Origin of the sequence: Pseudochrobactrum asaccharolyticum, from assembly GCF_003314995.1 — a bacterium.
Lineage (GTDB): Bacteria > Pseudomonadota > Alphaproteobacteria > Rhizobiales > Rhizobiaceae > Pseudochrobactrum > Pseudochrobactrum asaccharolyticum.
Map to the genome: position 1 here is coordinate 657,483 of NZ_QNRH01000001.1, position 13,205 is coordinate 670,687.

9 protein-coding genes are annotated in these 13,205 nt (G+C 52.3%); 5 read left to right on the top strand and 4 right to left on the bottom strand.

Annotation, left to right across the window (positions count from 1 at the left end):
- Nucleotides 1–144: 144 nt before the first annotated feature.
- Both DFR47_RS03070 and dgcA read right to left on the bottom strand, forming a co-directional pair.
- Nucleotides 145–2,493: an NADP-dependent malic enzyme gene (locus DFR47_RS03070; RefSeq protein ID WP_113942899.1), complete on the bottom strand. Its 2,349-nt coding sequence runs from the start codon at nt 2,491–2,493 to the stop codon at nt 145–147.
- 367 nt (nt 2,494–2,860) lie between these two features.
- Complete coding sequence (gene dgcA / locus DFR47_RS03075; RefSeq protein WP_113942900.1) at nt 2,861–3,853, bottom strand: N-acetyl-D-Glu racemase DgcA; 993 nt, start codon at nt 3,851–3,853, stop codon at nt 2,861–2,863.
- A gap of 179 nt (nt 3,854–4,032) precedes the next feature.
- Between dgcA and DFR47_RS03080 the strand changes: the two genes are divergently transcribed.
- The 5 genes from DFR47_RS03080 to DFR47_RS03100 all read left to right on the top strand — a co-directional run bounded on the left by DFR47_RS03080 (nt 4,033) and on the right by DFR47_RS03100 (nt 9,751).
- On the top strand, nt 4,033–5,220 hold the full coding sequence (locus DFR47_RS03080; RefSeq protein WP_113942901.1) for an ABC transporter permease: 1,188 nt from the start codon (nt 4,033–4,035) through the stop codon (nt 5,218–5,220).
- A gap of 23 nt (nt 5,221–5,243) precedes the next feature.
- Nucleotides 5,244–6,176: an ABC transporter ATP-binding protein gene (locus DFR47_RS03085; RefSeq protein ID WP_113943217.1), complete on the top strand. Its 933-nt coding sequence runs from the start codon at nt 5,244–5,246 to the stop codon at nt 6,174–6,176.
- A complete protein-coding gene (locus DFR47_RS03090) occupies nt 6,176–7,171 on the top strand; it encodes an MlaD family protein (RefSeq protein WP_113942902.1) in 996 nt (331 codons plus the stop codon). Before DFR47_RS03085 ends, DFR47_RS03090 begins: the two co-directional genes overlap by 1 nt.
- Nucleotides 7,171–7,764: an ABC-type transport auxiliary lipoprotein family protein gene (locus DFR47_RS03095; RefSeq protein WP_113942903.1), complete on the top strand. Its 594-nt coding sequence runs from the start codon at nt 7,171–7,173 to the stop codon at nt 7,762–7,764. Before DFR47_RS03090 ends, DFR47_RS03095 begins: the two co-directional genes overlap by 1 nt.
- A 214-nt stretch (nt 7,765–7,978) precedes the next feature.
- Nucleotides 7,979–9,751 carry an SLC13 family permease gene (locus DFR47_RS03100; RefSeq protein WP_113942904.1) on the top strand — a complete coding sequence of 591 codons (1,773 nt, stop codon included), beginning with the start codon at nt 7,979–7,981 and terminating at the stop codon, nt 9,749–9,751.
- 112 nt (nt 9,752–9,863) lie between these two features.
- On the opposite strand, the gene DFR47_RS03105 is transcribed toward DFR47_RS03100, so the two are convergent.
- Both DFR47_RS03105 and DFR47_RS03110 read right to left on the bottom strand, forming a co-directional pair.
- Nucleotides 9,864–10,949, bottom strand: a complete 1,086-nt coding sequence (locus tag DFR47_RS03105) for a siderophore-interacting protein (RefSeq protein ID WP_147245478.1) — start codon at nt 10,947–10,949, stop codon at nt 9,864–9,866.
- An 86-nt stretch (nt 10,950–11,035) separates the two neighbouring features.
- On the bottom strand, nt 11,036–13,153 hold the full coding sequence (locus DFR47_RS03110) for a TonB-dependent hemoglobin/transferrin/lactoferrin family receptor (RefSeq protein ID WP_113942906.1): 2,118 nt from the start codon (nt 13,151–13,153) through the stop codon (nt 11,036–11,038).
- Between the last annotated feature and the right edge of the window lie 52 nt (nt 13,154–13,205).

Genomic DNA, 13,205 nt, shown 5'->3' on the forward strand with positions numbered 1-13,205 from the left:
CTGACAATTTTTATGTAAAAATAAACGGCGGAGTTTTCTCCGCCGTTTTTGTATTTGTAACCGATGAAATACAAACAAGCATAAATAAAAACGCCGCGTAGTTTTTAAACTACGCGGCGTTTTCTTTTTATTTGTAGCGCTGAATTACGCTGGTGTGCGCTGTGAAGCCTCAACAACGGCCAGTGCTGTCATATTCACAATACCGCGCGATGTAACCGACGGTGTGAGGATATGCGCAGGACGGGCTGCACCAAGCAGGATCGGGCCGACATGCAGAGCATCGGTCACGGTTTTCAGCACGTTCATGGTGATATTCGCGGCATCCAGATTAGGGAAGACCAGCAGATTGGCTTCACCCTTCAGGCGGGAATTCGGGAATACGCGGTCACGCTGGAACTGCGACAGAGCTGCATCACCATGCATTTCACCATCAACTTCCAGATCAGGAGCGCGTTCCTGCAGAATAGCGCAAGCCTGACGCATCTTGGCCGCGCTCTTTGAATCGCGCGAACCGAAATTCGAATGCGACAGCAGGGCAGCCTTTGGCTCGATGCCGAAGCGACGGATTTCTTTTGCCGCCAGAATGGTCATTTCTGCAATCTCTTCGGCGCTCGGATCAATATTCACATAGGTATCTGTGAAGAACAGAGTACCGCGTGAGGAAATCAGCAGGCTGAGCGTGGAGAGATCATGCAGGCCGGTCTGAATGCCGAGAATCTGTTTAACCAGTGTCAGGTGACGTTCAAAACGACCTTCCAGGCCACAGATCATCGCATCCGCTTCGTCACGCATCATGGCCAGAGCCGCAATAACGGTCGGGTTGGTGCGAACGATCGAGCGGGCGGCTTCCGGTGTCATACCCTGACGGCCGGTCAGCTTATGCATCAGCTCAACATAATCGCGGTAGCGCGGATCATCTTCCGGATTGATAATGTCGAAATCAACACCCGGTTTGATTTTCAGCGCATAGCGCTGCAGGCGGGCTTCGATAACGCTCGGACGACCGATCAGGGTCGGAATGGCGATACCTTCTTCGAGTACGACCTGCGCAGCACGCAATACACGCTCTTCTTCACCATTGGCATAGATAACGCGCTTCTTGTCGCTTGAGCGACGGGCAGCTGCAAAGACCGGCTTCATGATCATGCCGGAGCGGAAGACGAAGCGGTTGAGACGCTCGACATAGGCTTCCATGTCCTCAATCGGACGGGTTGCCACGCCGGTTTCCATAGCGGCCTGAGCCACAGCCGGAGCAATGCGCAGGATCAGACGCGGGTCAAACGGTGACGGGATCACATAATTAGCACCGAAGACCGGCGTTTCGCCCGGATAGGCGCGTGCAGCCACATCAGAAACTTCTTCACGGGCGAGAGCGGCAATTGCCTTCACCGCAGCCATTTTCATTTCTTCGTTGATCGCTGTTGCGCCAACATCCAAAGCGCCGCGGAAGATATACGGGAAGCAGAGAACATTGTTCACCTGGTTCGGATAGTCCGAGCGGCCGGTACAGATGATTGCATCTTCACGTACTGCACGGGCTTCTTCCGGCATGATTTCCGGCTTAGGATTGGCCAGAGCCATGATCAGCGGGGCAGGTGCCATTTTGGCAACCATTTCCGGCTTCAGAACACCGGCAGCCGATACGCCGAGGAATACGTCCGCATCCGGAATGATGTCATTCAGTGTACGGGCATCAGTTTCCTGAGCGTAAACCTCTTTCCAGCGATCCATCAGCTCGTTACGGCCTTTATAAACAACGCCTTCCAGATCGCTGACCCAGATATTTTTCTGCTGTGCACCAAGGCTGACAAGCAGGTTAAGGCAGGCAAGTGCTGCTGCACCGGCGCCGGAAACCACGATTTTAGCTTTGGAAATATCTTTATTGGCCAGTTCCAGACCGTTCACCACAGCTGCGGCCACAATAATGGCTGTACCGTGCTGATCGTCATGGAAAACCGGAATATTCATCTTGGCACGAAGCTGTTCTTCAACTTCGAAGCACTCAGGAGCCTTGATATCTTCCAGATTGATGCCGCCAAAGGTTGGTTCCAGTGCGGAGATGACATCAACCATACGCTCGACTTTAAGTGAGTCGATTTCAATGTCGAAAACATCAATATCAGCAAACTTTTTGAACAGAACGGCTTTGCCTTCCATCACCGGCTTGGAAGCCAGCGGGCCGATATTGCCAAGGCCGAGAACGGCTGTACCGTTGGAGATCACTGCGACCAGATTGGCTCGTGCAGTGTAATCGGCAGCCAGTGCCGGATCATCCTGAATGGCAAGGCAAGGCGCGGCAACGCCCGGGGAATAGGCAAGAGCCAGATCGCGCTGGTTGCCAAGCGTTTTTGTCGGCTGAATTTCCAGCTTACCCGGCTTTGGTGAGCGGTGATAAAACAGCGCCGCTTCTTCGAAATCAGAAAATTTTCTCTCTGTACCGGCACCCTGTGCGGTACCGGTTTTGTTTGTGTCGTTGGATGAATTTTTTGTCATGTAATAATTGTCCAGTCAGACGATTGGGGCAGCCATCCCCGTGACAGCTAAGCAATTTCAAGAACGCTAAATCGTTGGAGCGGCGAAATCAGTTGCATAGGCTGATTTTGTAGTCCGCTGCGATCCGTCCGAAACCGCATTATACCAAAACACTTTGGCACATTTGTCACAAAGGGAGGCTCTTCGGACAAGCTGTACCATTTAGATGGAATAAGGTCGTATATGGGATAATTGAGCAAGTTACAAATCACAGACTGCTCATTCATCGGGGTAAAAATCAAAAAAAATACGGTTTTGCGGGTTATGGCAGGAAAAGGTCGCGCGATTATGTCTCACTTTGACAAAATCGCGCTTAACCGAATGTCAGTTAACCCCACAATTCAGGGAGTGGCGGGGATACAGTTGTGCCGTCATAATGCAATGCCGGTTCACGGTCTTTTGCCAATAATAGTGGGCCGTCGAGGTCAACAAAATCAGCATCCTGCGCCACCATCAGGGCAGGTGCCATGGCGAGTGACGAGCCGACCATGCAGCCCACCATCACCTGAAGGCCAAGTGAACGGGCTTTGTCACGCATGATCAGGGCTTCAGTCAGGCCGCCGGTCTTATCCAGCTTGATATTGACTGCATCATAGCGGTCTTTCAGCTTTTCCAGACCTTCGGATGTATGGGCGCTTTCATCGGCACAAACCGGAACAGGGCGGTTGGCCTGCAGCAGATAGCTGTCATCAGATGATGGCAAAGGCTGTTCAATCAGGCCGATTTTACATTCTGCCGCAACGCCGATATTTTCCGCAAAGTTGTCCGGATTCCAGCCTTCATTGGCATCCAGAATGATCTGCGCGTTTGGTGCGGCACTACGCACGGCACGAATGCGGTCTGCATCATTCTCGCCGCCGATTTTGACTTTGATCAGCGGGTGGTGCGCGAGCTTCGCAGTGGCTGCGGCCATTGCTTCCGGCGTATCTATAGAAACGGTGATGGCGGTAATCAGCGGGCGCGGGGTCAGATTGAGCAGTGCCGCAGCTGTGGTGCCGGATTGCTTGGCCTGCAAATCCCACAAGGCGCAGTCAACGGCATTACGTGCGGCACCTGCCGGCATTGCAGTCTGCAATTTGAGACGCAGGGATTCTGCCGAGCCGCCTGCTTTCAGCAAAGGCTCAACGGCGCGGATCTGATCGCTGACTGATTCTATGCTTTCGCCATAGCGTGCATAGGGCACACATTCACCGTGCCCCCTGTGAATACCGTCACTCAATTCACACACTACGATAACAGCTTCGGTTTTGGAGCCGCGCGAGATTGTAAATTTGCCTGCAATCGGGTAGCGCTCAATAAGCAGATTAAGATTATATTGCATTGGTACTGTCCGTAATTATAGAATTTTACGTCTGTAATGATGCATTTAGACTAAATGATACAGACGTTCGGGTTTATCAGAGGCCTGATAGATGTGAATATGTTGCCCTAAGAGATGGAAATAGTCCGGCATAGTACTGAGCCGGTTATCACCATACAGACTCAAGTTTTGGATAATGCATGTTGACCGATAAAAAGGGTAAAACAAGTAGTAACCCAGCCTCCGCACCGGAAATAAATGTGGTGCCGGATGATGCGGGAACTATTGTCACTTTATCCGGTCACTGGACATCGCTGACAGTTGCGCGCGTTGATAATCAGATGCGCAAGCTGGAAAGCGGTCTGGCTGAAAAACTGCCGTCAAAGATTGTAAAACTGGATATGGGCAGCATATCCGGCCTTGATACAGCCGGTGCATGGTTGATTGAGCGCCTGCGTGTGGCGCTGAGCAAGCAGCAGGTCAGCGTGCATATTGAGAATATACGCCCGAGCTGGTCGCCGTTGCTCCAAGAGGTTGGCGCCGCCGTTGAACGCTATCAGGTGCCGGAAAAGCCGCAGCGTCCGTTTTTTGTGATTTCGCTGCTCGATAAGCTTGGCCGTTTAATGTATGCGGCGCGTGACGATTTTCTGATGTCGATGCATATTCTCGGCGCGACAATCCGTGGCTCGCAGATGAAGTCCGGTCGTGGCAACGGCATTGGTTATGCGGCGATTGTCAATCAGATTGACCGGATGGGCGTTGGTGCGATTCCGGTCGTGCTGCTGATGTCCACGATTATCGGTGCGATTATTGCCCAGCAGGGCGCATTTCAGTTGCGCTATTTCGGCGCGGAAATCTTCGTGGTCGATCTGGTCGGTATTCTGGTGCTGCGTGAAATCGGGGTGCTGTTGACCGCAATTATGATTGCGGGGCGTTCCGGCAGTGCGATTACTGCTGAAATTGGTTCGATGAAAATGCGCGAGGAAACCGATGCGCTGACCGTCATTGGGCTTAATCCTGTCGGTGTTCTGGTGTTTCCGCGTTTGGTGGCGCTGGTGATTATCCTGCCGATGCTGACCATTATTGCTGATTTGGCAGCGCTGGCCGGTGCCGGTTTCATTGCATGGACCTATTCGGGCATTCCGCCGGAAGCGTTTATGAGTCGCCTGCGTGACGCGATTGTGACCTCAACCTATCTTGCAGGTCTGATTAAAGCGCCGTTTATGGCGATGATTATCGGTATTATGGCCTCGGTTGAAGGCATGAAGGTGAAAGGCAGTGCGGAATCACTGGGGCGGCGAGTGACGTCATCAGTGGTGAAATCTATTTTCGTGGTAATTGTCGTGGATGGTATGTTTGCGATTTTCTACGCGGCAATTGATTTTTAAAATCAGAACGATAACGGATGAATATGAATTCTCAGAATAACCGTCAGACATTACAGCAGGAGAATACGGACGCGGCATCAGATGCCGTGATTTCCGTGCGTGATGTCACGGTTGCGTTCGGCCGCAATGTGATTTTGGACAAGTTGGATCTGGATATCCGGCGCGGTGAAGTGCTGGGTTTTATTGGTCCGTCCGGCTCCGGTAAATCTGTTCTGATGCGTACCATTCTGGGGCTGACCCAAAAGAAATCCGGCCTGATTGATATTTTCGGGCAGGATGTCGATAAGGTCAATGAACGCCAGCGCATGGCCATTGATATGCGTATGGGCGTGCTGTTCCAGCAGGGGGCTTTGTTTTCTTCGCTGACGGTGCTGGAAAATATTCAGGTGCCGATGCGGGAATATCTCGATCTGCCGCCAAAACTGATGAATGAGCTGGCACGCCTGAAAATCGATCTGGTCGGTTTGAAGCCGGATACAGCAGAGAAATATCCGTCGGAACTCTCCGGCGGGATGATCAAACGTGCCGCACTGGCACGCGCACTGGCGCTTGATCCTGAAGTTGTGTTTCTGGATGAGCCGACATCGGGGCTTGATCCTATCGGCGCGGCGGATTTTGACGATCTGATCGCTAACTTACGTGATACGATGGGGCTAACCGTCTATATGGTAACCCATGATCTTGATAGCCTTTTTGCAATTTGTGACCGAATTGCTGTATTAGGACAAAAGAAAGTACTGGTAGACGGTACAGTTGAAGAATTGCTGAAATGCGACGATCCTTGGGTGCAGACCTATTTCAATGGCAAGCGTGCGCGGCAGATTGACAAAAATGCGGCTAATCGCCGGAAAACGGGCTCACCCCCACCGGATAAGGCAGCAGAAGCTGGCATGACTGAAACGAAAGGTTCCTCTGCGGACCAAGGCACAAAACAAGATACGGAAACGAAACAGTAATGGAAACAAAAGCCAATTATGTTCTGGTCGGTATTTTCACACTGGTTGTGACGATTGCCGCCTTTGGTTTTGTGTATTGGGCTGCCCGTTTCGGTGATAATAGCGATACGCTGCCTCTCGAAATCCGTATTCCGGGCTCGGTAACCGGTCTGTCCAAGGGCAGTCAGGTGCTGTTCAACGGTATTAAGGTTGGTGACGTCCGTCAGATGTTCCTTGATCCGCTCAATCCGAATATGGTGATTGTGCAATCTGAGGTAAACCGCACCACACCGATCACCCGTTCGACCAAAGCTGAATTGTCGTCGCAGGGTTTGACCGGTATCAGTTTTATTGAGCTCAAGGGCGGTAGCCTGATGGAGCCGAACCTGATGGAAGAAGCGGATAAAGGCGGCTATGTTGCGCGTATCAATGCTGATCCATCAATTTTCACTGATCTGATGGCGACCGCGAAAGATATTTTCGGCCGCACAGAGCGTGTGCTTGGCGGTTTGGAAGGCTTCGTCAATGATGCTCGTGGTCCGCTGACCGATACAGTCAATAATGCCAAGACCTTTACGGATGCATTGGCTAAGAACGCTGATGTGATCAGTGCTATCGGTGATAATGCGGCTGACGTACAAAAAACCATTCAGGAAGCACGCGAAATGATGGAACGCCTGAACGCGGCTTCCAAGCGTGTGGATGGCATTATGGCTAAGGTCGATAAGATGCTGTCACCTGAGGATCGTGACGGTGTTGTTGCACAGGCAAGGGCGACGCTCGCATCTATTCAGAAAACATCGGATAATCTGGACAAGCGTCTGGCACCGATTGCCGAAAACCTGTCGCGTTTCTCAGGCAAGGGTTTGAGCGATGTACAGTCGGTTGTTGTCGATAGCCGTCGCTCATTGCAGCGCATTGAGCAGGCCATTACAGATCTTGAACGTGATCCGCAGCGCATAATCTTTGGCGGTTCAGGTACCGTACCGCAATATGACGGAAGGAAGCGCCACTAATGCTGAAATCTATTCTGAATTACAGACTGGCTGTTCTCGGCGCTACAGCATTGCTGGCCGGTTGTGCTTCAAGCACACCGCTGGATACATTCAGCCTCAGTACCACACAGGTACAGGTGGCGCAGAAGCGTAAGAATGTGCAGATTTTGGTGCCGACACCGGCAGCACTTAAAGCGCTGGATAGCGAGAATATCGTTATTCATGATGCGCCGGGCTCAATCACCTATCTCAAAGGCGCCCAATGGGGCGACCGTCTGACCAATCTGGTACAGGCGCGTCTGGTGCAAGCTTTTGAAAACAGCAATGCAGTAGGTGGTGTCGGCCGTCCGGGTGATGGTCTGGCGATTAATTATCAGGTTCAGGCAGATTTGCGTGATTTTGGTATTACGGCATCGTCGTCGCCGCAAACTGCCCGTATTGAGCTGGCCGTGCGCGTGTTGAATGACAAAACCGGTGAAGTTCGCGCAACACGTGTCTTTACTTCAACGGCACCGGTGAGTGGCGCAGGCAACAAAGCCTATATCCGTGCGCTGGATGCCGGTTTCAATGATGTGACCCGTCAGATCGTGGCATGGGTTGTTTCTGTTATTTAATAAAGGCGGAACCTGAAGCGATATTGAAGCGTTGGGTAATCGGAATTTTATTCTCATCATTGTTTTAATAAAGGCGGCTTTGATGCCGCCTTTTTTCTTCTTAATTCGATGAAAGAAAAATATTCTGTCTGCTGTATAAAATGCAGCAGTAAGCAGATGCGATTCTCTGGATACAGCTTAGGCTGACAGGGATTAACAGGGGGGAACAGGCCGTATGACCTTGCAACAGATACTGGCGCTGGCGGTTATCGCTGTGATGATGGCGGTCTTTATCTGGGGGCGTTTCCGCTACGATGTTGTCGCCCTGTGTTTTCTGCTGATTGCTGTCGCGCTCGGGCTGGTGCCTTATGATCATGCCTTTACCGGTTTTGCCGATGATATTGTGATCATTGTCGGGAGTGCGCTGGTCGTGAGTGCAGGTGTTGCGCGTTCCGGCCTGATGGAAGCAGCCGTGCAGCGCTTCGTGCCCCACCTCAATGCGATACGGATACAAATGCTGTTGTTGGTTACAGTAGTGACCGTGCTGTCTGCGTTCGTTAAAAATGTCGGTGCGCTGGCGATTATGATTCCGGTGGCGATGCAGTTTGCCCGCCGTTCCAATGTCTCTCCGTCGGTGTTTCTGATGCCGATGGCCTTTGGTGCGCTCCTGGGCGGGTTGATGACACAGGTCGGTACCTCTCCGAATATTGTGGTTTCCCGCGTGCGTGCGGAGATGGTGGGCGAGAGCTTCACCATGTTTGATTTTACGCCGGTTGGTGCCACGCTTGCTGTGGTCGGTATTATCTATCTGACTCTGTTCTATAAGCTGGTGCCGCAGCGCAAACGCGAGAATGTCAGTGTCGATGAGGCGATTGAAATCCGCAATTATGTCTCGGAGGCACGGGTGCCGAAAGGTGCGCCGATCATTGGCAAAAAAGTCACCGATCTGATGAAACCTGCCGAAGGCAGCGCGATGGTTACATCCATCCTGCGTGACGTGAAACGTGTCGCGCCACTGCCGGATACGGTGATTGCCGAGGGGGATATCATTCTGCTGGAGGGTGACCCGAAAGCGCTTGATGCAATTGTCAGTAATGCCAAACTTAAATTGACAGAAGACCGTGTGCCTTCGGAAAATGCCGGTTCGGCTGAGATTGAAGCGGTTGAAGCGGTGATCGGCAAGAATTCGGCGCTGATCGGCACCTCTGCGCGTAGCCTTAATCTCTATGAAAATTATGATGTGAACCTGCTCGCCGTGAGTCGTCAGGGAGAGCGTATCAGCGAGCGTCTGCGAGAGGTCGTGCTGCATCAGGGCGATGTTGTCGTGTTGCAGGGGCGGCAGGGTATTTTGCCGCCATTGCTACGCGAGCTGGGATGTCTGCCACTGGCACGCCGCACCATTCTGCTGGGCAGTGTGCGCCGTGGTCTGATACCGCTGTCGATCCTGCTGGTGGCCATTGTCGCAACTGCACTCGGGCTGGTTCCGGTTTCTATTGCGTTTTTTGCGGCAGCGGTGGCGATGGTGGTATTTCGCGCTATTCCTGTCAGCGAGGTCTATTCCGCAGTGGACGGGCCAATTCTTGTAATGCTGGCTGCGCTTATACCGGTCAGTGATGCGCTGCGTACCACTGGGGCGACCGATGTGATTGCTCAATGGCTGACGATTTTTGCTCAACAAATGCCACCGGCAGGGGCATTGGCGCTGATATTGATTACGGCGATGGCAGTAACACCATTTCTCAATAATGCCGCGACGGTGCTGGTTATGGCGCCGATTGCCACCAGTTTTGCTGCTGGTCTTGGTTTCAGACCAGAAGCTTTTCTGATGGCCGTGGCGATTGGTGCCGGTTGCGATTTCCTCTCACCGATCGGGCATCAGTGTAACACGCTGGTTATGGGCCCGGGCGGATATCGCTTCGGCGATTTTCCGCGCCTTGGCCTGCCACTGTCCTTTATCATCATTCTGGTGGCAGTGCCGGTGCTGATGTTCTGGTGGCCGTTGCAGTAATACCAAAGACTAATGAGCATGACTCATTGGTCTTTGGTTAAGCCCGAGTGGCGATTGAACATTTCAAGGCGTGATGCGTTAGCATCTTGAGCCGCCTTGGTATAAGTGACGATCAACCGGCCATAAAGCCGGTTAAATCTTTCTGCCAATATCCGGCAACGAGAGTCTGATCGCGCGATTTATCGAGCTGTTTGCGCCAATAGTCGCGCATGATTTTTGCATGGTCGGCTTCAGCGGCAAACCAGCCGAAACTGTCATTACCTTCCGGCCAGGGCAGGGCGCACAATCTGTCCGTCAGTTCTGTTGCGGCTGCCTGCTGATCAGAATTTATGATCCAGTCAATCGTCACACCTTCCGGATGTGCCAGTGGCTGAATATCGGCTTGGCTATCGACTGCAATCAGCGCATGGCCGGTAACATCCGGTGCAAATTCTTCCAGCATCCGCCCCACAGCGGGCAGGCCGGTCATATCAGCGCCGATCAGATATTGTTTTGCCTGTCGCAATGGACGACCCACAGGTCCCATCAGGCCGATTTTATCACCGGATTTGGCCTGCTTTGCCCATTGGCAGGCCAGCCCTTCGGTTTCATGAATATAGAAATCAATCTCCATCCAGCCTTCGATAATATTGAGATTGCGGATGGTATAGGCGCGGGCGGCAGGACGGTTTTCTTCATCCGGCCAGAATGGCAGGCCATTCGGCCCCATAATCGGCCAGACGGGTTGTGGCACATCCTCTGTCGGCAAGAGCAGGCGGACATGCATGGCACCAAACAGGGAGAAGCGTGTGAGATCTTCACCGTTGAAACGGATGCGCAGCATATGCGGGGTGTAATAATGCGCTGAGACTACTGTCATCTGCCGGAATTGCGGCAGCGGCTGCTCACCAGCCTGATCACCTTCCCAGAGAATTTCCGGTGCTTCTTCTTTGGTGTAAAGTTTAATGGCGACGGCGGCGAGATCTTTCAGGCGGCTTAAACCGACATTTTCGGAAGCGCGGAGTGTTACCAGATAGCCGTCTGTGTTCGATTTCAGTTCGATATGTCCGAAACTATAATGAAACGCATGTTGCTCTTCGTGCAGATCATAATGTGCTTCATAGGAATTCAAACGGTCAATGATCGGTGGCAGATAAGCGGAACCATTATTGAGCCGGATATGGGCATAGCTGTGCAAAGTGGTTGAATGTTGTGACACGGTGTTCTCGATTTCAGAAACGGAGCTAAAACAGAAAAAAGACAGGCAGCACTCTGCTGCCTGCCAGACTGGAGAGAGTTGGCGTATTAGCCGCCGAAACGTCCGGTAATTGCGACCTTGAAAGTACGTCCCTTACCTTGCTCAATATCTGAGGTGGTTGCCCAGCCGGTCTGTGCATCTGTATAGGCTTTGTTGAAAATGTTATCGACGCCGAAGTCGAGTTTAACATTGTCTGTGACCTGCCAGTTGGCAAAGAGATTAACCAGATCGGTGCGTGGATAAACGGTCACACCATTGCTGATCGCACGGGTAACCTTGCCGACGCTTTGATATTCAACGCCATAAACCAGTCGGTCATCCAGTGCTTTCAAACCGAGCGCAGCGCTGAAATTATGCAGCGGTGTGTTGCTCAGGGATTCGCCTTTGTAGATGCCGTCTTTCATTTCCGCATCGGTGTAGGAGGCGGCGAGGTTCACATAGCCCCACCATGTGTCATAGGTGCCTTCCAGCTCCACACCACGCAGACGGGCTGTGCCGACATTCTCGGATGTTGTGTACTTGTCGATTTTAACGGTGTTGATGTAGTCCTTCACATCCGTATGGAAGATATTCAGCTTGCTGCGCAGCTGATCACCGGCCTCAATCAGATTTTCCTGTCGCAGATTGATGCCAATTTCATAGGTGGTAGCGACTTCCGGTTTCAGGAACAGGTTCGGCTCATAACCGGAGCCATGTGAACCGTTTTGACGGAACACATCCTGCATATGCGGCACGCGGTAGCCTTGTGCATAAAGACCGTAGAACTGGATGCCTTCGATTGGTGTGATGCCGACACTCAGGCGCGGTGACACACGATTGCCGTCAAGGCTGACATCCTGAGAAGGATTGGTTGGTGTGGCTTTGCTGGTGCCGTCGAGCTTATAGCCGTCATAGCGCACGGCACTGATGACCTCGAGCCATTTCTGATATTCGCCCTGCCATTGCACAAAGCCGCCATAAGCCTGCTGCTCACCATTGCCGAAATTATCGGTATCGGAGCGACCGCGCAGCTTATAATAATCCAAGCCGTAAGTGACTGTATGTTTCAGCGCTTCTGTTTCAAAACGCGAGCTGTTATGTGCACGGAAACCGGATGTTGAAACATCGTAATAACGGGTTGTGCCAAGGTTTTTCAGCGGCCAGACCTGATACTGATCATTCTCTGTGGCGGCATGATAGGCATTGACCGAGAGATCCCAGAACGGATTATCATCCGGCCGGTAGGTATAGCTGCCGGTATAGGTGCTGACGATAGTATCGGCATCATAACGCGACAGGGTTGCGGAAGAGGAACCGCTGCTGCCGGTGATAATGTCTTCATATTTCTGGCGGGAGATACCGAATTTCAGCTCATGGCCTTCTGCCGGACGCATGGTGACTTTACCCATGCCGCTGATTGCTTTTTCACCCGTCCAGCGCACATAATCGCCGTCACCGTTTTTATATTCGTCACTGTCGCGGTAGTTCAGATTACCGATAATGTCGATATTCTCATTGAAGCGGTAAGCACCGGTGGTGCTGGTGAGAAAGCCTTTGCCATTGCTCTCATAGCGCAGCTTTTCGCTCAAAGCCCATGTTTCACCGTCATTCAGGAAATCGCGGGCATCTTTGGTTTCAAAGGCAACCACGCCGCCAATCGCACCGGAACCATAGATGTTGGAAACGGGGCCACGGATGACAGTCACCTGCTTGAGCAGTTCCGGTTCGATATAGAACGAGCCGGATCCGTGCCCGACACGCCAGTAGTCCTGTCTCGCGCCGTCAAGTGTCACTGCCACACGGCCATATTGCTGAAGACCGCGAATATTAATCGAGGTTGCCGGATCATCACCGTTCAGTGAGGCATGAACACCCGGCGTGAAGCGGAAAATATCCGCAGACGTCACCGGCTGAATACGGTCGATCTGCTGGCGGGAGATCAGACTGGTCGAGGCAATCGCGTCAATCACAGCTTGATCATTGCTGAGCGGGGAAATGGTAATGGTATCAAGTTCCAGCACCTGTTGTTTGGTTTTCTCTGCGCTGGTTTGTGTTGCTGCCTGCTGCTCTGTCTTGACAGGTTTGGTTTGTGCCTGAACCGGAGAGGCGGCCAAGGCCAGCAGTCCTAAGGTGCTGAGCACTGTCGTACTCATCAAACGGAAAGCAGATTTTTGCGAGATATTCATATGACCCCCGATTATGCGGCCGGTACGCAGCGGGAGAAAATTTCATGCTGCA

Excerpts from the sequence above, each read along its gene's own strand:
- dgcA (WP_113942900.1), bottom strand. The coding sequence starts at position 3,853 with ATGCAATATAATCTTAATCTGCTTATTGAGCGCTACCCGATTGCAGGC.
- DFR47_RS03100 (WP_113942904.1), top strand. The coding sequence starts at position 7,979 with ATGACCTTGCAACAGATACTGGCGCTGGCGGTTATCGCTGTGATGATG.
- DFR47_RS03080 (WP_113942901.1), top strand. The coding sequence starts at position 4,033 with ATGTTGACCGATAAAAAGGGTAAAACAAGTAGTAACCCAGCCTCCGCA.
- DFR47_RS03070 (WP_113942899.1), bottom strand. The coding sequence starts at position 2,493 with ATGACAAAAAATTCATCCAACGACACAAACAAAACCGGTACCGCACAG.
- DFR47_RS03095 (WP_113942903.1), top strand. The coding sequence starts at position 7,171 with ATGCTGAAATCTATTCTGAATTACAGACTGGCTGTTCTCGGCGCTACA.
- DFR47_RS03110 (WP_113942906.1), bottom strand. The coding sequence starts at position 13,153 with ATGAATATCTCGCAAAAATCTGCTTTCCGTTTGATGAGTACGACAGTG.
- DFR47_RS03090 (WP_113942902.1), top strand. The coding sequence starts at position 6,176 with ATGGAAACAAAAGCCAATTATGTTCTGGTCGGTATTTTCACACTGGTT.
- DFR47_RS03085 (WP_113943217.1), top strand. The coding sequence starts at position 5,244 with ATGAATTCTCAGAATAACCGTCAGACATTACAGCAGGAGAATACGGAC.